Source organism: Streptomyces viridiviolaceus (assembly GCF_014650995.1).
Lineage (GTDB): Bacteria > Actinomycetota > Actinomycetes > Streptomycetales > Streptomycetaceae > Streptomyces > Streptomyces viridiviolaceus.
In genome coordinates this window covers 28,259-46,423 of the sequence record NZ_BMWA01000032.1, presented here as the reverse complement: position 1 = coordinate 46,423, position 18,165 = coordinate 28,259, and the positions used below count along the sequence as shown (strand labels likewise).

Sequence of the window (18,165 nt, the reverse complement as noted above, 5' to 3'; positions counted from 1 at the left end):
GGATGGCTTCCTGTAAGCATTCAGGAGGCCATCCATGTACGAACCGATCCGCACCAAGTCGGTCCACAGCACGATGGCCGGCAGCACCTCGGACTTCCCCCACCGGTCCCGTGAGGAAGAGCTGGACATCCAGCTCGCGGGCCATCTCGCGGCACTGCTCGCCGTCACGGACGAGCTGCGCGCGCTGGCGCCCTCGGACGACCTGAACGCCGCGGCCGACCGGCTCGCCGAGCAGGTGGCGCGGCTGCGGGGAGGCGATGCGCCGGTCCGCGTGCCGGTGACCGCGGCCCAGCCCGCGCCGCACCTGGCGGCCCTGCACCGGCGGGCACACACCCTGGCGGGGCGCGCGCTGGTCGTGGCGGCCTCCCGCGCCGACACGGCGGCCGCGATCCTGGCCGCCGAGCGGATGGACGCGCACACCGCGGCCCTGGAGCCGCGCGAACTCGCGTCCCACTGAGCCTTCGGGCTCCCCCGGACGGCCCCGGTCCGCGCGCACCCGCAGCGACGCGCGGACCGGGCGCCATATTCCTACGGATCAGCGCGCGTACGCCGACCCGCCCGCCGTACGGCGGATCTCCGGGAGCGCCGAGTAGAGCGTGGCGCCCGGGCACAGCGTGGCGTAGCCGTCGCGGTGGCCGGAGATCGTGTTCAGGGTGGCGCGTTCCCCGCCCTCGTAGACACCGGTGTCGTCCGCGGCGGTGAGCGTCACCGTCGCCTCCGGGTCGACGCCGTGCAGGCCGAGCTTCCAGGCGGAGAGGTCGGCGATCGCCTGCTTGGCCGCGGCGGTCGGCGTGCCGCCGTTCTCGTAGTCACCGAGGAGCGAGACACCGGACGAGTAGCCGTTGAAGCCGTATGTGTGGGCGCCGCGTACGGGCTTGTCGACACCGCCCGCCCGGCCCTCGAAGAGCGTGCCGCACTTGTCGACGAAGAAGTTGTAGCCGATGTCGCTCCAGCCGTTGGTCTTCACGTGGTACGTGAGGATCGCCCGGATGATGGCCGGCGACTCGGCACAGTCGTAGTCGTTCGTGCCCGCCGTGTGGTGGACGAAGACCGCGTCGACCTTGTTCAGGTAGGAGGGCGGGTCGGTGACGAGCGACTCGTCCGCGCCCCAGTCGGCGCGGCTGACGATCGCCGGCGCGGCGGGGGCGGCCGGTGACGTCGAGCCGGTCGGGTCCGGCTGGGTGCTCGGTTCGGCCGTGGGCTCGGTGGTGGGGGCGGCGGTGGGCTCCGAGGTCGGCTCCTCGCTGGGGGCGGGGGCGCTCGGTTCGTCCGTCGGCTCCTGGGTCGGCTCCTCCGACGGCGCCGGGGCCGTCGGCTCCTCGCTCGGAGTGCCGGGCCCGCCGGTCGGCTCCTCGCTCGGACTGCTGGGCCCGGCGGTCGGCTCCTCGCTCGGGACGGGTGCGCTCGGTTCGCCCGTCGGCTCCTGGGTCGGCTCCTCGGAGGGCGCCGGGGCGTCGGAGGTCGCCGGCTGCCCGGTGGCCGGGGCCTCGGTCGGCTCCGACGACGGCTCGGCCGGCTGCTCGGGGGCGGTGGTCGGCTCGGTGTCCCCGCCGGAGGGCGTCGGGCTCGTGGCGGCCGTCTCTCCGGTGCCGGGCTCGGCGGAGGGCTTGCCGTTGCCCTTGCTGTTCTCGTCCTTGCCGCCGCCCTTGCCCTGTCCCTTGCCGCCCGTCTTCTCACCCGGGTCGATCATGTCGAGGCGGAGCGCGTCCGGGACGGCGGTCTCCTTGCCACCGGCCACCACACGGGCCTCGACCGCGTCCGACGGCCCCACCCACAGCGGCTCCGAGGCACCGCGGACTCCCGAGGCGTCGCCCTCCTCCGTCTCCGGCGCCCGGATTCCGAAGTCGAGGTCGCGCCAGTCGGTCCAGGTGCCGTTCTCCGCGCTGCGGGTACGGATCTGCGCGGTGCCCTCGAAGTCGTCGGCGCTGTCCTCCCAGGAGACGCCGACGAGTGAGAACAGCTGCGTCTCCGTGCGCGGCAGCTCGCGCTTCTTCGGGTCCTTGCCGTCCAGCGTGAGCGTATGGGCCTGAACGGAGCGGGAGTTGTCGTCGGCGCCGGTACCCCCGGAGCCTCCGCTGACGGACACCGCCGTCGCACCGGTGCCCGCCAGCACAACGACCCCGGCCGCCAGCCAGATCGTGCGCTTCGGTATTCGCGCACGCCGTGCGCGGTTTCCCCTCGGACTCATACCCACCCCTTGTGCATTTTCTGTACGTGGTGATCAGTTGTCGTCGGCGGGCGCCTCGCCCGCGCACGTGAAGCGCTCGAACTCGTCGGCAGCCATCGCCCTTCGGACGTGCTCGCCGCGGATCGCCGGCGCGCGGGCCGCCTGTCCGCCCTTCTTCGGCGACATGAACGGGTCCCGGCTTTCGCTGACTCGCATCCGGTCGATGAGGACCAAGGCTGAGATCGAACCGGGCGGTTATACACCACGCAGAGAGCGCCGCGCGACCGAGGGGATGAATTGGGCGAAGCGGCAGCGAGGAAACGGCGATGCCGGGAAAGCCCGCCGGCGGAAACAGGCCGAGGGGAAAGGCGATGTGAAGGCGAAACGGGTCGACGTCGGGAATGTCCGTCGGGTGATCAGGAGTGGAGCAGGGTGTTGTACAGTCCGCGTCCCGTCGTGACGTAAGGAAATGGCTCATGCGAAACCGCTTCAGACGTACCGCCGTTCTCGTCCTCCCGCTCGCCCTCGCACTGGCTGCGTGTGATGCGGAGGCACAGGAGCCGGCCGGGGCGGCGAGCCGGGATTCGCAGGCGAAGGCGTCTCCTGCCCCCTCCGCGCCGCCCGAGTCCGCGGAGGAGTTCCTCGACCTCGCCGAGAAGGCGATGGCCGCGGAGTCCGCCTGGAGTTTCTCCGTGGAGGGCGAGGAGGGGCTCACGCTCCAGGGACAGAAGACCGCCGCGACCTACAAGGGCACCGTCCGCCGCGCCGGCGGACGGGCGGCGCTGCACTCGCAGGGCGTCAGCACCAGCGGCAAGGGCACGAAGAGGGCCGAGGAACTGTACGTCGACGAGGGCGCGGGCTACTTGAAGGAGGACGCCGCCAACTGGAGGGCGGTGGACCCCACCGAACCGGAGATGCAGAACAAGGTCGAGGATCCGGTCGCGGTCGTCGACGAGTTCCGCGGCTACGCGCAGGACTCCGAGGGCGACGTACGAGTGACCCAGGCCGACGGCACGGTCGAACTCCGTGTCACGAGCGGCAAGCAGGAACTGAGCGCGGTGCGGGACCGGGCGTGGGCGGAGAAGGCGAAGCGCGAGTTCGAGCCGACGGCCGAGCAGCTGCGGCAGCTCGGCATACCGGTGCCGGACGCGCAGTGGACGCTGTCCCGTCTGGACGAGGTGCTGGTCCTGGACGCCAAGACCTACCGGATCAGGAGCCACCGCCTCGACTTCGGCCTCCTCATTCCCTACGACGGCCAGGACATCTCCTTCGAGCATCAGGTCTCCCAGAAGAACCAGGGCCCGTCCGAAGAAGCGGTCGAGCTTCCCGCTGAACTGCGCTGACGCACAGACGCGCGGAGTGGCGCGTTCCTGTTGCATACCGGTATGGGTCGGTCACTTCTCGTTCACCCGGGGCGCCCGGGTCGTCGCGGGGCTGTACGGCGCCGGCGCGCTGATCGCCCCGCCGGAGCGGCCCGCGCTGCCGGACTTCCCCGATCCGTCGGCCCAGCTGGACGAGGTGCGCGCCGACTTCGAGAGGCTGCGCGGATATCTGGCGGAGGTGGAGCTGTCCCCGGCGGCCGCGGGCCGGCTCACCGAGCTGACGGACCTGCTGGCCGCGCTGCTGGACCCGGGCTGGGCCGGCCGGCTCCTCGCCGAGCACCCGGAGGGCCTGCACACCCTGTCCCGGGCGGTGCGGCAGGACCTGCCCGAGGCCGTCGACAGTTACGTGCGAGCCCGGTGGTGGACGCGGCCGGCGCCGGGCCAGGAGCCGCCGGAGCGGCATCTGGAGCGGCAGCTCGGTCTGCTCCGGCAGGAGGCGGAGACCCTGGCGGCGGCCCTCCGGGACACGGAGGCCCGCCGCCAGGAGACCCACACCCGGTACCTGGAGGACCGCAGCGGGGGCGAGGGGATCAGCGCGTGACGTCCACCGTCGCCGACGCCGTCGAGCCCTGGTGCAGGTCGTCGCCCGGCCAGCTCACCGTGTAGGTGGTGGCCCGCCGGGTGCGCGGGATGTCGCTGACGGTGAAGGTGCCGTCCGCGGCGACCGTCACCGACGACAGGGTGCCGGTGCCGAGCCGGTCGGTGCGCTCCACCTTCAGCACCGCCCGGTCCGGCAGCGCCTTGCCCTGGGCGGTGAAGGTGCCGGTGATCTCGACGCCGGTGCTCATCGATGCCTCGGCCGGGGCGGTCAGCGCGATCGAGGTGGGCGCCTTGCCGACGGACACGGTGTGGGTGACGTCGGTGGCCGGGCGGTGGGTGAGGTCGCCGAGGTAGGAGACGGTGTAGGTGGCGTCGCCGACCAGGTCCGGCTCGTCGAGGACGGTGTAGGAGCCGTCCTCCTTGACGGTGAAGGTGCCCAGGTCGTGGGTGCCGTTCGCGTCCGTGCGGGTCGCCTTGACCTTCATCGGCTCGGCGGGCGCCGGGCCGTCGTACTCCAGCCGGCCCCGCACCGACAGCGGTTCGCCCGCGACGGCCTGGGCGGGGCTGTGCGTGAACGTCTCGCCGAGGCGGACGTCGTACTGGACGGCCGGGGGCTGGACGATGTGCAGCCAGTACTGGTTGCCGGCCGCGTTGGTGGTGACCGTGAAGAGCCGGGAGCCGTCGGCGGACCACTCCATGCCGCGCGGCGCGACGCGGTCGCCGTCCTGGCTGCCCTCGTAGACGAACTCGAGCGGGGCGGTCGAGTCGGCCGGGTCGGCGGGCTGGACCAGCAGGTCGGGGGTGGCGCCGGTGGCCGAGGCGCCGCGTGCGACGTACTTGCCGTCACCGCTGAAGGCGACGGAACTGGCGGTGGCGCCCGCGGGCAGGGCCTGGTAGCCGTCGGCCGCGTCCGACAGGTCGCTGGTGTTCAGCAGCCGGGTGCCGGCGGAGGCGTCGGCGAGAGCGACCTTCGCGCCGTCCGGGGAGACGGCGACGTCCTTCAGGTTCAGCGCGCCGGCGCCGGTGTCGTCGGCGAACCGGCGGGTGGCGTTCCGTACGGGGGTCTCGCCGCTGCCGTCGAAGACGCTGACGAACGGGTTGGGCGCCGAGGAGTTGAGTGCCTGGCCCATCACGAACGTGTCGTTCGGGCCGCCCTCCAGCAGCAGCTTGCCGAAGTCGTTCCAGCCGGTGCGCTGCCAGCCGCCGTTGGTGATGTTGTCCACGTAGCTCGTCGCCGTGGCGCACTGGGTCAGGTAGTCGGTGTACTGCGAGGTGTAGTACGGCTTGCCGCCGGCGACGACGACCTCGCGCCCGCAGTTGTCGGTGGGTGCGTTGGGCACGCTCTTGAGGGTCAGCGTGGTGGTGTCGTACGCGGAGATCCGGTAGCGCTCGCCGACGTAGAGCGTGCTCGCGTCGGCGCTGAGCGCCAGGCCGGAGACGTGGTACGTGGTGCCGATGGTGGAGATCCGCTCGCCCTGGAAGGTGTAGACGGCGATCTGGCCGTAGTTGGAGCTCGAACCCACGGAGGCGTCGGCGAGGAAGACGCGCTGGTGGACGTTGTCGACGGCCATCGCCGAGTACGAGGTGAACGGCAGCTTGGCCACGTGGTCGGACGCGGCCGCGTGCGCCGCGGGCGCGGCGGCGACGGTGAGCCCGGTCCCGGCGAGCGCGGCGGCGAGGACGGTGGCCGCGAGGCGTCTGGGACGGTGTGCTGTATTCAACTGTGCCCCCCACAGGCTGTGTTGAGGGTCTCACGCGGAAGGTGAGACACCCGTGATGAACATGGAACAACCGTGAAGATCACAGAAGCAAGGGGGACACGCCGGGATTCCGCATCCCGATGTGCGGGTCCACGGTTCGCGACGTCGCGCCTCCCGGTCCTCGGCCGGGGCATGGCGAGGGCCTGTCGCCGTCCCTTCCGCCGGGGCGGGCGGAGGTGGCGGCGACAGGCCCAGGACCCGCACGCCGTTGTACGGGTCTCGCCGGTGTGTTCCGCGGCCGGCCGTGACGATCGCTGGTCAGGGCATCCCAATCCCAACCGGCCGCGGAGTCTGTGCGGGCGTCAGCCCAGGCGCTGCACCAGGGCGCGGTACTCGTCCCACAGCTCCGTGGGCGTGTGGTCGCCGAAGGTGTTGAGGTGGTCGGGGACCAGGGCGGCCTCCTCGCGCCAGACCTCCTTGTCGACGCTGAGCAGGAAGTCCAGGTCGGCGTCGGCGAGTTCGAGACCGTCGGTGTCGAGGGCCTCCTTGGTCGGCAGGACGCCGATCGGGGTCTCGACGCCCTCCGCCTTGCCCTCCAGGCGCTCCACGATCCACTTCAGGACGCGGCTGTTCTCGCCGAAGCCGGGCCAGACGAACTTGCCCTCGTCGTTCTTGCGGAACCAGTTGACGTAGTAGATCTTCGGGAGCTTGGACTGGTCCTTGTCCTTGGCGACGTCGATCCAGTGGCCCATGTAGTCGCCCATGTTGTAGCCGCAGAACGGCAGCATGGCGAAGGGGTCGCGGCGCAGCTCGCCGACCTTGCCCTCGGCGGCGGCGGTCTTCTCGGAGGCCACGTTGGCGCCGAGGAAGACGCCGTGGTTCCAGTCGAAGGACTCCGTCACCAGCGGCACGGCGGTGGCGCGACGGCCGCCGAAGAGGATCGCCGAGATCGGCACGCCCTTGGGGTCCTCCCACTCCGGCGCGATGATCGGGCACTGCGCGGCGGGCGTGGTGAAGCGGGCGTTGGGGTGCGCGGCGGGCGTGCCGGACTCGGGCGTCCAGTCGTTGCCCTTCCAGTCGGTGAGGTGGGCGGGGGTCTCCTCCGTCATGCCCTCCCACCACACGTCGTTGTCGTCGGTGAGGGCGACGTTGGTGAAGACGGAGTTGCCCCACAGCGTCTTCATCGCGTTGGCGTTGGTGTGCTCACCGGTGCCGGGGGCGACGCCGAAGAAGCCGTACTCGGGGTTGATGGCGTACAGGCGGCCGTCCTCGCCGAAGCGCATCCAGGCGATGTCGTCGCCGATCGTCTCGACCGTCCAGCCGGAGATCGTGGGCTCCAGCATGGCGAGGTTGGTCTTGCCGCAGGCCGACGGGAAGGCGGCGGCGACGTACTTGGACTCGCCCTGCGGCGGGGTGAGCTTGAGGATCAGCATGTGCTCGGCGAGCCAGCCCTCGTCCCGGGCCATGACGGAGGCGATGCGCAGGGCGTAGCACTTCTTGCCGAGCAGGGCGTTGCCGCCGTAGCCGGAGCCGTAGGACCAGATCTCGCGGTCCTCGGGGAAGTGCGAGATGTACTTGGTCTGGTTGCAGGGCCAGGGGACGTCCTCCTGGCCGGGCTCCAGCGGGGCGCCCAGGGTGTGCACGGCCTTGACGAAGAAGCCCTCGTCGCCGAGTTCGTCGAGGACGGGCTGTCCCATGCGGGTCATGGTGCGCATGGAGACGGCGACGTAGGCGGAGTCGGTGATCTCGACGCCTATGGCGGACAGCGGCGAGCCGAGGGGGCCCATGCAGAAGGGCACGACGTACATCGTCCGGCCGCGCATGGAGCCGCGGAACAGGCCCTTGTCGCCCTGGAAGATCTCCCGCATCTCGGCGGGGTCCTTCCAGTGGTTGGTCGGGCCGGCGTCCTCCTCCTTGGCGGAGCAGATGAAGGTCCGGTCCTCGACGCGGGCGACGTCGGAGGGGTCGGAGGCCGCGTAGTAGGAGTTGGGGCGCTTGATCGGGTCGAGTTTTTTGAAGGTGCCCTTCGCCACGAGCTCTTCGCACAGTCGCTCGTACTCGGCCTCGGATCCGTCGCACCAGACCACGTTGTCCGGCTGCGTCAGTTCGGCGATCTCGTTGACCCACGAGATCAGCCCCTGGTGCTGGGTGGGGACGACGGGGGGAGCTGCGATGTCGCGCGCCACGATTGCTCCTAAATGAGGGGTTTTTTGTTGGAGGCCCCGTGGGGGCTGCGACCCGGATGCGTCACGGAGGGTAAACGTCGCTCATCCGGTGCCGACCGCACTCATTTGATCATCCGATGAGAGCGCCCATATGTCCAGAGGGCCTCACACCTGAGCGGGGTGAGGATCGCCACGTGCCTCTGCTTCTCCCTGTGATTCTTTGCGTGCACCTGGCCTTCGCCTGAAACTTCCTTTACTCCGGCGATCCGAGAGAGGTGTGCGCCCGAGTACCCCATGAGACGATGGCCACTCGTCACCCGTCATGTGACCGTACTAATACGTAACTTACGGTCGCGTAGGTACGATGCGGCGCATGACTGCGTCCGCCTTCGACGCGCCCAGGGACACGCCGGCCGGCGGCCGCGGTCCCGTCGCGCTCCCCCTGCCGCATCCGGTCAAACCCAAGCTCCGCGGCTGGCTGCACCTCGGCATGTTCCCGGCCGCCCTCGTCGCGGGCCTGGTCCTCACCGCCCTCGCGGACTCGACCAGAGGACGCGTCGCCTGCGGGATCTACGCCCTGACGGCCTGCCTGCTGTTCGGCGTCAGCGCGCTCTACCACCGGGGCAACTGGAGCCCGCGCATGGACGGCGTCCTGCGCCGGCTCGACCACGCGAACATCTTCCTGATCATCGCCGGCACCTACACGCCGCTGACCATGCTGCTGCTGCCGGAGGCCAAGGGCCAGTGGCTGCTGTGGGGCATCTGGGCCGCGGCGGCGGCCGGCATCGTCTTCCGCGTCTTCTGGGTCGGCGCCCCGCGCTGGCTCTACACCCCCTGCTACATCGCCATGGGCTGGGCGGCCGTCTTCTACCTCCCCGACTTCATGCGGACCGGCGGCATCGCGGTGCTCGTCCTGGTGATCGTGGGAGGGCTGCTCTACAGCGCGGGCGGCATCATCTACGGCATCAAGCGCCCCAACCCCTCACCGCGCTGGTTCGGCTTCCACGAGGTCTTCCACTCCTTCACCCTGGCCGCCTTCATCGCCCACTACGTGGGGATCTCACTGGTGGCGTACCAGCACCCCTAGCGCCCACCCCGCCGACACGGCCACGGCTCGGCGAGCCGTGGCCTTTTTGCCAGCCTGTACGACTTGAGAGTTGCTCTCTTTTCGCACCGAGTGCGACTGATCGACCGCTGGTCCTGCGCCGCCGCGCTGGTGACGCACACCGCCCTGGCCCTGCGCGAGCGGCGGACCGCGCGCCCCGTGCTCGACATGGCGCTGCTCGGCCACCGCGACTCCCTGCTCACCGCCGTCGTCGCGGGCCCGGTCCGGCCTGCCGCCGCTGCTGCCGATGACGAACGGCTGCCGGTCACCGTCCCGGCTCGCGCGCGGGCCGTGGCGAGCGCGGGGCGCGTCGTCCCGACCCTCTCCGTGATCGGCGCGTACGTCCGTGGCACGGGCGGCGTACCGCTGGTGTGCGGCGTCGCGTCCGTCGCCGCACACCAGCGGCCGGAGCGCTCCCGGCACGCCGGGGGGCGGCGGTGTCCCGGGCATGGTCACGCCCCCGGCGGATGTCCGACAATGATCCGTATGACGGCCGCACGTTCCCCCCTCTCCCCCGCCGACCGGCCGCAGCTGGGCCTGCGGGAGCGCAAGAAGATCAAGACCCGCGAGGCGATCCGCACCGCGACCTACGGGCTGATCCAGGAGCAGGGGTACGACGCGACGACGGTCGAGCAGATCGCCGACCGCGCCGAGGTGTCGCCGTCGACCGTCTTCCGCTACTTCCCGACCAAGGAGGACATCGTCCTCACGGACGCGTACGACCCGGTCATGGCTGCGGAGCTGGCCGCACGCCCCGGCGACGAGCCGTGGCCGGTCTCCCTGCGCCACGTCCTGCGCAAGGCCATCGGCGTCGGCATCGGCGAGGAACCCGAGGTGACCCGGCTGCGGACACGGCTGATGGCCGAGGTGCCCGCCGTGCGCTCGCGGATGCTGGAGAGCATGTCGGCGACCGGCCGCCTGCTCGCCCACGCCATCGCCGAGCGCACCGGCCTCGACCCCGACGGCCTGGAGGTGCGGGTCCTGTCGATGTCCCTCGTCGCCGGCCTGATGGAGGTCTCGCAGTACTGGGCCGAGCACGGCCACGAGGCGGACCTGGCCGATCTGGTCGACCGCGCCCTGGACGTCATGCAGCACGGCCTGCCACCCGCCGGAAAAGCCTGAGGGCGCGCCTCGGTCCCGTGGCATCCTGGCCGGGTGAACGGTCCAGAGATCCACGTCGAGTTCGCCCCCGAACTGCACCTGTTCCTCCCGCAGGCCCGCCGCACCGGCACCGCCCGGACCGCCACCGACGGCGTCTCCACGCTCGGGCACGTCGTCGAGTCCCTGGGCGTCCCGCTGACCGAGGTCGGCGCGCTCCTCGTGGACGGCCGCGAGGTGCTCCCGGGACATGTGCCGTCGGCCGGCGAGTCGGTGACCGTCCGCGCCGTCGAGCACCCGCAGAAGGTCCCGGGCGCTCCCCTGCGCTTCCTCCTCGACGTGCACCTCGGCACCCTGGCCCGCCGCCTCCGCCTGCTCGGCGTGGACACGGCGTACGAGTCGACGGACATCGGCGACCCGGCGCTGGCGGCCCGGTCGGCGGCCGAGAAACGAGTCATGCTCAGCCGGGACCGGGGCCTGCTGCGCCGCCGCGAGCTGTGGGCGGGCGCCTACGTCTACAGCACCCGCCCCGACGACCAGCTGCAGGGCGTCCTGGACCGCTTCCGCCCCGAACTGCGCCCGTGGACGCGCTGCACGGCATGCAACGGCCTGCTGAAGGAGGCCACCAAGGAGCAGGTGGCCGAGCAGCTCAAGGGCGGCACGCAGCGGTCGTACGACGTGTTCGCGCAGTGCTCGGCGTGCGGGCGCGCGTACTGGAAGGGCGCGCACCACGAGCAGCTGGTCGCCATCGTGGAACGCGCGTTGAGCCGGGGTACTCAAGGCGGTTGAGTACGCGGGCCGATCCACCGGGGCCGGCCGGCGCGGTGGGATGGCCGCATGAACACCGCTCAGCCGCCGCAGCCCACCGCCCGTGCCCTGACCGGCTGCTCCCTGGCCGGTCTCCTCCTGCTCCTGCCGACCGTCGTCGTCGCGTGGATCGCCGTGCTCGCCACCGAGCGCGGCAGCCGCTGCCTGACGTACGGCGAGCAGTGCTCGTCCGTTCCGGGCGGGACGCTGTGGGCCTGTTTCTGGGCCGCCGCGGCGCTCGGTGTACTGGCCCTGGCCTGGCCCCGTGCCCGGTGGGCCCCCGCGCGAGCGGCGGCCGTCGCACTGCAGTGGGGCGTTCAGCTCACGCTGGGCGCGCTGATCCTCAGCGGCGCCTGAGGCCCGCCGCTCAGCCGTTCAGCGCGGTGCGCAGCCGCTCCGGGTCGGTCGTCGGCGCGTCACAGGTGAAGTTGCGGCAGACGTACGCCGCCGGCGCCCCGCCGACCAGCGGCCGGTCGGCGAGCAGCGGGAACTCGTCGCTCCCCTCGGCACCGACGGCGACCACCGCACCGGGGGCGGTGCCCAGAAGAGCCGTGCGGTGCAGCGCCCTTGCGGCGTCGTCACCCTGCTCCGGTCCGACGACGGCGACCTCGCGCGGCCCGTCGAGCAGCGCCTCGGCGACCGCGAGCCCCCAGCCGATGAAGCGGGGGACGCGCGGCCCGAGCGCCTTCACCACGCCGAGGGCCTGCTCGGCGGCGGTGCGGTGGGGCTCGGACCCGGTGTGGGCGGCGTAGCTCAGCAGGGCGCCCGCGGCGGCGGTCCAGCCGGACGGGGTGGCGTTGTCGGTCGGGTCCTGCGGGCGGCGGATCAGCCGCTCGGCGTCGGAGGCCGTGTCGTACAGGGCGCCGGAGCCGTCGCCGAAGCGGGTGAGGACGTGGTCGAGCAGCAGCCCGGCGAAGTCCAGCCAGACGCCCTCCCCGGTGACGGACGCGAGCGCGAGGAAGCCCTCCGCCACGTCGGCGTAGTCCTCCAGCACCCCGGCGTTGGCACCGGCCCTGCCGTCCTTGCTGGTGCGGGCGAGCCGGGCGTGGTCGTCGAGGTGGAGCCGGACCAGCAGGTCGGCGGCGGCGACGGCGGCCTCGACGAGGTCGGGCCGGTCGAAGTAGGCGCCGGTCTCGGCGAGCGCGGCGATCGCGAGGCCGTTCCAGGCGGCGACCACCTTGTCGTCCCGGCCGGGGGCGGGCCGCGCGTCCCGGGCGGCCAGCAGCCGCCGGCGTACGGAGGCGATCCGCTCGGCGTCGAACACGCCCTCGTGCTGCGGGAGCTGCAGCACGGAGGAGCCGTGCTCGAAGGTGCCTTCCTCGGTCACGCCGAAGTACTGGGCGGCGAGTTCGGCGTCCTCGGCGCCGAGGACCTCGGTGAGCTGCGCGGGGGTCCACGCGTAGTAGGCGCCCTCGACGTGCCGGCCGGTTCCGTCGTCGCTGTCGGCGTCCAGCGCGGAGGCGAACCCGCCCTCGGCGGTGCGCAGTTCGCGCACCATGAAGTCGGCCGTCTCCAGCGCGACGCGGCGGGCGAGCGCGGAGCCGGTGGAGCGCCAGAGGTGGGCGTAGACGCGGCACAGCAGCGCGTTGTCGTAGAGCATCTTCTCGAAGTGGGGCACGACCCAGTCCCGGTCGACGGAGTACCGGGCGAAGCCGCCGCCCAGCTGGTCGTAGATGCCCCCGCGCGCCATGCGCTCGCAGGTGTCCTGCGCCATCTGCAGCGCGCCCTCGGCGCCGGTGCGCGCGTGGTGGCGCAGGAGGAACTCGAGCACCATGGACGGCGGGAACTTCGGCGCCCCGCCGAACCCGCCGCGCTGCGGGTCGTACTCCCGGGTCAGACCGAGCAGCGCCTGCCCCAGCTCCGCCGCCCCGGGCGCCTTGGAGTCGCCGTAGGAGATCTCCCGCCCGGCCAGGTCCCGCGCGATCTTGCCCGCCACGTCGGTGACCTCCTCCCGCCGGTCCGCCCAGGCCTGCTGGACGCCCTGGAGGACCTGCCGGAAGGACGGCATGTTGTGGCGGGGCTCGGGCGGGAAGTACGTCCCGAAGTAGAAGGGCTCGGCCTCCGGTGTGAGGAAGACGGTCATCGGCCACCCGCCGTGCCCGGTCGCCGCCTGCACCGCCTCCATGTAGACGGCGTCGACGTCGGGGCGCTCCTCGCGGTCGACCTTGACGCTGACGAAGTGGGCGTTGAGGAGGTCGGCGGTGACCCGGTCCTCGAACGACTCGTGCGCCATCACGTGGCACCAGTGGCAACTGCTGTAACCGACGCTGAGCAGCACGGGCACGTCCCGCCGCCGCGCCTCCTCGAACGCCTCGTCCGACCAGGGCCACCAGTCGACGGGGTTGTCGGCGTGCTGAAGGAGGTACGGGGACGTCTCGTGCGCCAGTCGGTTCGACATGGTGTCCATCCTGCCCCAGTACCCCCGTGTCGCCGGACAGCACACCGCCGCGTACCCCGGGCCGCTCCTCTCCCCAGGCCCTCCCCATCCCAGCACACTTGACCGACGGACAACGGGGGAAGGACCCGGGGAAGGGCCGGGAGAACCCGGGATGCCGACACCGCCGGAGGGGGACGCCACATGCGGGACAGTCATCGGGCGGAGGCCGAGCGACTGCTGATGCGGGCCGTGGAGGAGGAGGTGCGGCGTTCGGGCGGCCGTACCGACGGCAACGTACTGCTGTCACGGGCGCGCGGAGCACTGGACTCGATGGCACGAGCGGCCGACGAGGAGTACGCCGCCTACACCCGCGCGCTGGACGAGGCGGCGGCCGGACAGCTCACGTTCCGCCAGCGCTACGCCCAGGAGGGCGCCGGCACTCCCCTGCTGGTGGCCGCCGTGGCGGCGGTCGCCGCGGTGGTGGCCGACATGGCCCTCGGCACCGGCACGGGCACGGCGGTCGGCGCGGGTCTGGCCGTGGGCGTCGTCGGTGCGGCGGCGACCGTGGTCAAGGTGGTCGGCTCCCATGTGCCCGCCGCCCACCACCGCGCCGGTGCCGTCAGCCAGCCGGGCGGCCCGGAGCAGCTGCGGTTGCAGTGGCTGACGGCGTTGGAGGTGCGGGGCATCCGGCCGTTCCTGGACCAGCAGCGGGTGCTCGCCGCGTCCACCGGTCCGACGAAGGCCGGCCCGAAGCTGCGCGGGGCCGACAAGAGCGCGGCGGCCCGGGGACGCAGCGTGCTGGAGCAGTCGTTCGGGCAGCTCCCTGAGCCGGAGGGCGCGTTCGCGGGCCGGCGGCAGGAGATGGCGCGACTGCGGCAGTGGGTGCAGGCCGCCCGCGCGAGTACGGAGACCCAGCCGACGGTGGTGGTGCTGCACGGCGCGCCGGGCAGCGGCCGTACGACGCTGGCGGTGCGTGCCGCCCACGAGCTGAAGGACTACTTCCGCGGGGCGTGCGTGGTCGATCTGCGCGGGGACAGTCCGCAGGAGCAGCCGCTGGCGACCCGGGACGCCCTGTTGCATCTGCTGAACCGGCTCGGGGCGCCCCGTGAGCAGTTGCTGTTCCGTGAGCGGTCCTCGGCGGACCAGCAGGTCAAGCGGCTGAGCGAGCTGTACCACCAGCATCTGACGGGCGTGCCGGTCACGGTCGTCCTGGACGACGCCTCGGATCCCGAGCAGGTGCGCACGCTGGTGCCCGAGCGGTCGGACAGTCTGGTGCTGGTCACCGCGCGCGAGCCGCTGGAACTGCCCACCGGCCTGCCCGCACGCGTGCATCACCTGCCGGTCGAGCCGCTGGACGCGGCCGGCGCGGAGGAGTTGCTGGCCGCGGCCGCGCAGGATGCGTCGGGGCCGTACGACGCCGAGTCCGCCGACGGGATCCGGCGGCTGTGCGGCGGGCTGCCGCTGGCGCTGCGCATAGCGGGCTCGTCGCTGGGCCCGCGCTCGCCGCGCGCCCTGGCCACGGACCTGGGTGCGTACGGGCCGGTGGAGCCGGTCGAGCGGGCCCTGTGGCTGCGCTACACCGACCAGCCGGAGCCGGGCCGGCGGCTGCTGCGGCGGCTGGCGCTGGCCGGCCGCACCTCGCTGGGCGCCGCTGCCGCCGCCGCGCTGCTGGCCACCGACGAGACGGAGGCGACCCGGCATCTGGCGGCGCTGTCCCGGGCGGGCCTGATCGACCACGTGCGGGGCAACCGCTACCGGCTGCACGACGTCGTGCGCGCCTTCGCCCGGGCCCGCCTCGCCGACGAGGAGGACCCGGCCGAGCGGGCGGCGGCGCAGGAGCGGCTGATCACGAATTACGCCGAGCTGGCCGACTCGGTGCTGCGGCTGGTGGACGGCAACATGTCGACCCGCTCGGACCGGTTCGGACCGCACGGCTTCACGTCACTGGACGAGGCGCTGCGCTGGCTGGACGACGAGTCGAGCTTCATCACGGCGGCGCTCAGACACGCCGAGGGCGTCGAGCAGGGCGCCGTGCTGAACCTGCTGGGCGCGCTGTGCGACTACTGCCTGCTGCGCGGGGACCTGTACCGGCTGGGCGAGATCAGCGAACTGGCCCAGTCCGTCGACCAGGGCCTGCTGGTGCGCTCGGTGCAGTGGCGCACCGGTATCGCGGCCCGGCAGCTCGGCGAGCTGGACAAGGCGCGGACGACCCTCGCCTCGGTCGTCGACCTGTACATGGAGGCCCACCACGACGCGGGTGCGGCCCGCGCGCTGACCTCGCTGGGCATCACGCTGCACCACCAGGGCAACCTGACCGAGGCGGCGGCGAAACTGCGGGAGGCGCTGGATCTGCAGGCCGCGCCCGGGCTGGCCACCGACCGGGCGTGGACGCTGCACGCGCTGGCGGCGGTGCAGCGGGACCGGGCCCGGCTCGCGGAGGCCCTGGACCTGCTCACCGAGTCGCTGGTGCTGCACCGGGCGGGCGAGTCGGTGCACGGCCAGGCGTGGGCCCACTTCCAGCTCGGCCAGCTGCACCTGCGCATGGGCGACGTGCCGCGGGCGGAGGCGGACCTGCGCGCCGCCCTGGAGCTGTACGGCCGTACGCAGGACGCGCGCGGCGAGGCGTGGGCGCTGACCCAGCTGGCGCGGGCGCGGCTGGTGGAGGGGGACGCCGGGGAGGCGGCGGAGGAGCTGCGCAGGGCGGCGGCCCGGCACCGGGAGAACGAGGACGCGCGCGGCGAGGCGTGGACGGTCTACTACCTGGGCCAGGCGCTGGAGGAGACGGGCGACCTCGACCAGGCGGTCCGGGAGCTGGAGCGTTCGCGCACGATGTTCTCGCGCATGCGTGACGTGTACGGGCTGGCCTGTGCCCGGCACCACTCGGCCCGCGCGACCCGCGACCTGCGCGCCGCCCAGACGGGGTCCTTGCGCAACTCGGGCTTCGCACGGCAGCTCCTGGTGGACGCCCGCGCCGACTTCCAGCGCATCGGCGTCGCCCACGGCGAGGCGTGGACGTGCCTGGAGCTGGCGGTGGTGGACGCGGGCAACGCCCGTACGCCGCAGGCGCTGGCGCTGTGCGACGAGGCGGCCGCGCTGTTCGCGTCGTACGGCGACCGCCGGGGCGAGGACTGGGCCCGTTTCCTGCGCTGCACGCTGCTTCCGTACGCGGCCCCCGGTGGGGTGGAGGTCGGTACGGCGGTGGCGCAGGAGGAGCTGGCCCAGCTGGCCCGGACGGGGCATCCGACGCGGGACGAGAAGCTCGACGAGTACGTCGGGGCGTACACGCTGCTGCTGGAGCGGGGCGTGCAGCTGGAGGCGGGCTGGCAGGCGTGGCGGCTCGGGATGGTCCCGAACCGGCACGCGCGCGAGGTGATGGGCGTGGAGGTGACGGCCGGCCGCTGAGCCGCGGCTGCCGTCACGGGTCCCCGGCTCACGGGGGTACGGAGCCGGGGCCGGGGCCCTGGTCGGAGGTCGCCGGTCCGCCTCGGTCCTGCGTGGCCCGCCGTGTGCGGCCGTGTCCGCGTCGGCGGGCGTGGTTCCTCACGCCCGCCGAGGCGCCGGGGACGCGCCCTCAGCCCTGCTGGGGCTCGACCCGGCCGGAGGTCCTGTCGGCCTTGCCGGAGGCCTCCGCCTCCGGGTCCGGGGCCTCCTTGAAGTCGACCTTGCCCATGTGCCGGTTCATGGACTTCATCAGACCCCACACCGCCAGGGCCATCACCGCGAAGACGATGAAGCCGAGGACGCCGGGGGTGACCTTGTCCTCGTCGAGTTCGGCGAGAGTGACGAGGTGCGTCATTGCCAGGCTTGCGCTTGCGCTCATGTCAGGCATTGTCGCGGATGCCCGCGAAGAGGTCGTCCTCGGGGAGGGAGGTGTCGACGAGCGACTTCGCGAGCTCGTACTCCTCGGTGGGCCAGACCTCCTTCTGGAGGTCCATCGGCACCCGGAACCAGCCGCCCTCGGGGTCGATCTGCGTGGCGTGCGCGATCAGCGCCCTGTCGCGGACCTCGAAGAAGTCGGCGCACGGGACGTGCGTGGTGAGCGTGCGCTCCTTGCGCTCGAACTCCTCCCAGCGCTTGAGCCAGTCGCCGTAGGGCGACTCCAGTCCGCGGTCCAGCATCGCCTGGTGCAGGGCCTCGGTGCGGGGGCGGTTGAAGCCCTGGTTGTAGTACACCTTCAGCGGCTGGTACGCCGGGCCGTACTCGGACTCCGGGTACTTCTCGGTGTCCGCCGCGCCCTCGAAGGCCACCATCGTGATCTTGTGGGTCATGATGTGGTCGGGGTGCGGGTAGCCGCCGTTCTCGTCGTAGGTGGTGATGACCTGGGGCCGGAAGGAACGGATCTTCCGCACCAGCTCACCGGCCGCCTTGTCGACGTCCTCCAGGGCGAAACACCCCTCCGGCAGCGGCGGCAGCGGGTCGCCCTCGGGCAGGCCGGAGTCGACGAAGCCGAGCCACTCCTGCTTGACGCCGAGGATCTCCCGGGCCTCGTCCATCTCCTTCTTGCGCACCTCGTGGATGTGCTCCTCGATGTACGCGTCGCCCTGCAGCTTGGGGTTGAGGATGGAGCCGCGCTCCCCGCCCGTGCAGGTCACGACCAGCACGTCCACCCCCTCGGACACGTACTTCGCCATGGTGGCCGCGCCCTTGCTCGACTCGTCGTCGGGGTGGGCGTGGACGGCCATCAGTCGCAGCTGGTCAGTCAAGACTCAATCCTCGGTCGGTCGGCGCCCTGTGTGCGTCGGCGCAGAATCTGGTAGGTGTCGTCCCGCAGGGACGTCGTGCAGGGGTGGCGGTCGGGCGGCGGGCGGGCGGCTTCTATAGTGA

General features: G+C 72.4%; 15 protein-coding genes. 8 read left to right on the top strand and 7 right to left on the bottom strand.

Going from position 1 to position 18,165, the window contains the following annotated elements; all coding sequences use genetic code 11:
* Positions 1-34 precede the first annotated feature (34 nt).
* Entirely contained in the window at positions 35-457 is a 423-nt protein-coding gene (locus tag IE260_RS34465; RefSeq protein WP_189879152.1) for an SCO4983 family protein, read from the top strand.
* Between the two features lie 78 nt (positions 458-535).
* Here the strand turns inward: IE260_RS34465 and IE260_RS34460 are convergent, their stop codons facing one another.
* Positions 536-2,188 (bottom strand): peptidoglycan recognition protein family protein, encoded by a 1,653-nt coding sequence (locus tag IE260_RS34460; protein ID WP_229881591.1) that lies wholly within the window; start codon positions 2,186-2,188, stop codon positions 536-538.
* 33 nt (positions 2,189-2,221) lie between these two features.
* Complete coding sequence (locus IE260_RS34455; protein ID WP_189879150.1) at positions 2,222-2,401, bottom strand: hypothetical protein; 180 nt, start codon at positions 2,399-2,401, stop codon at positions 2,222-2,224.
* 242 nt (positions 2,402-2,643) lie between these two features.
* Between IE260_RS34455 and IE260_RS34450 the strand changes: the two genes are divergently transcribed.
* Positions 2,644-3,510, top strand: coding sequence for a hypothetical protein (locus tag IE260_RS34450; RefSeq protein ID WP_189879148.1), 867 nt, complete (start codon positions 2,644-2,646; stop codon positions 3,508-3,510).
* Between the two features lie 34 nt (positions 3,511-3,544).
* Positions 3,545-4,090 (top strand): hypothetical protein, encoded by a 546-nt coding sequence (locus tag IE260_RS34445; protein ID WP_189879258.1) that lies wholly within the window; start codon positions 3,545-3,547, stop codon positions 4,088-4,090.
* Here IE260_RS34445 and IE260_RS34440 read toward each other — a convergent pair.
* Together IE260_RS34440 and IE260_RS34435 are read right to left on the bottom strand one after the other, a co-directional pair.
* A complete protein-coding gene (locus IE260_RS34440; protein WP_189879145.1) occupies positions 4,080-5,810 on the bottom strand; it encodes an Ig-like domain repeat protein in 1,731 nt (576 codons plus the stop codon). The two genes, IE260_RS34445 and IE260_RS34440, sit on opposite strands and share 11 nt — an antisense overlap.
* 341 nt (positions 5,811-6,151) lie before the next feature.
* Positions 6,152-7,975, bottom strand: a complete 1,824-nt coding sequence (locus IE260_RS34435; protein WP_189879143.1) for a phosphoenolpyruvate carboxykinase (GTP) — start codon at positions 7,973-7,975, stop codon at positions 6,152-6,154.
* Between the two features lie 352 nt (positions 7,976-8,327).
* On the opposite strand from IE260_RS34435, the gene trhA reads away from it, so the two are divergent.
* From trhA to IE260_RS34415, 4 genes are all read left to right on the top strand, one after another.
* Positions 8,328-9,041, top strand: a complete 714-nt coding sequence (trhA, locus tag IE260_RS34430) for a PAQR family membrane homeostasis protein TrhA (RefSeq protein WP_189879141.1) — start codon at positions 8,328-8,330, stop codon at positions 9,039-9,041.
* 504 nt (positions 9,042-9,545) lie between these two features.
* Entirely contained in the window at positions 9,546-10,181 is a 636-nt protein-coding gene (locus tag IE260_RS34425) for a TetR/AcrR family transcriptional regulator (RefSeq protein ID WP_444545579.1), read from the top strand.
* 33 nt (positions 10,182-10,214) lie between these two features.
* Positions 10,215-10,946, top strand: a complete 732-nt coding sequence (locus IE260_RS34420) for a Mut7-C RNAse domain-containing protein (protein ID WP_189879139.1) — start codon at positions 10,215-10,217, stop codon at positions 10,944-10,946.
* Between the two features lie 48 nt (positions 10,947-10,994).
* On the top strand, positions 10,995-11,321 hold the full coding sequence (locus tag IE260_RS34415) for a hypothetical protein (RefSeq protein ID WP_189879137.1): 327 nt from the start codon (positions 10,995-10,997) through the stop codon (positions 11,319-11,321).
* A gap of 10 nt (positions 11,322-11,331) precedes the next feature.
* Here IE260_RS34415 and IE260_RS34410 read toward each other — a convergent pair whose 3' ends face one another.
* The gene (locus IE260_RS34410) at positions 11,332-13,362 is read right to left on the bottom strand and encodes a thioredoxin domain-containing protein (RefSeq protein WP_189879135.1); all 2,031 of its coding nucleotides are present in this window, start codon (positions 13,360-13,362) and stop codon (positions 11,332-11,334) included.
* Between the two features lie 180 nt (positions 13,363-13,542).
* Between IE260_RS34410 and IE260_RS34405 the strand changes: the two genes are divergently transcribed.
* Positions 13,543-16,743: a tetratricopeptide repeat protein gene (locus IE260_RS34405; protein WP_189879133.1), complete on the top strand. Its 3,201-nt coding sequence runs from the start codon at positions 13,543-13,545 to the stop codon at positions 16,741-16,743.
* 169 nt (positions 16,744-16,912) lie between these two features.
* On the opposite strand, the gene IE260_RS34400 is transcribed toward IE260_RS34405, so the two are convergent.
* On the bottom strand, positions 16,913-17,170 hold the full coding sequence (locus tag IE260_RS34400) for a hypothetical protein (protein ID WP_189879131.1): 258 nt from the start codon (positions 17,168-17,170) through the stop codon (positions 16,913-16,915).
* The gene (mca, locus tag IE260_RS34395; RefSeq protein ID WP_189879128.1) at positions 17,163-18,044 is read right to left on the bottom strand and encodes a mycothiol conjugate amidase Mca; all 882 of its coding nucleotides are present in this window, start codon (positions 18,042-18,044) and stop codon (positions 17,163-17,165) included. Before mca ends, IE260_RS34400 begins: the two co-directional genes overlap by 8 nt.
* Positions 18,045-18,165 lie beyond the last annotated feature (121 nt).

Excerpts from the sequence above, each read along its gene's own strand:
- IE260_RS34465 (WP_189879152.1), top strand. The coding sequence starts at position 35 with ATGTACGAACCGATCCGCACCAAGTCGGTCCACAGCACGATGGCCGGC.
- IE260_RS34400 (WP_189879131.1), bottom strand. The coding sequence starts at position 17,170 with ATGCCTGACATGAGCGCAAGCGCAAGCCTGGCAATGACGCACCTCGTC.
- IE260_RS34450 (WP_189879148.1), top strand. The coding sequence starts at position 2,644 with ATGCGAAACCGCTTCAGACGTACCGCCGTTCTCGTCCTCCCGCTCGCC.
- trhA (WP_189879141.1), top strand. The coding sequence starts at position 8,328 with ATGACTGCGTCCGCCTTCGACGCGCCCAGGGACACGCCGGCCGGCGGC.
- IE260_RS34415 (WP_189879137.1), top strand. The coding sequence starts at position 10,995 with ATGAACACCGCTCAGCCGCCGCAGCCCACCGCCCGTGCCCTGACCGGC.
- IE260_RS34425 (WP_444545579.1), top strand. The coding sequence starts at position 9,546 with ATGACGGCCGCACGTTCCCCCCTCTCCCCCGCCGACCGGCCGCAGCTG.
- IE260_RS34405 (WP_189879133.1), top strand. The coding sequence starts at position 13,543 with ATGCGGGACAGTCATCGGGCGGAGGCCGAGCGACTGCTGATGCGGGCC.
- IE260_RS34410 (WP_189879135.1), bottom strand. The coding sequence starts at position 13,362 with ATGTCGAACCGACTGGCGCACGAGACGTCCCCGTACCTCCTTCAGCAC.
- IE260_RS34460 (WP_229881591.1), bottom strand. The coding sequence starts at position 2,188 with ATGAGTCCGAGGGGAAACCGCGCACGGCGTGCGCGAATACCGAAGCGC.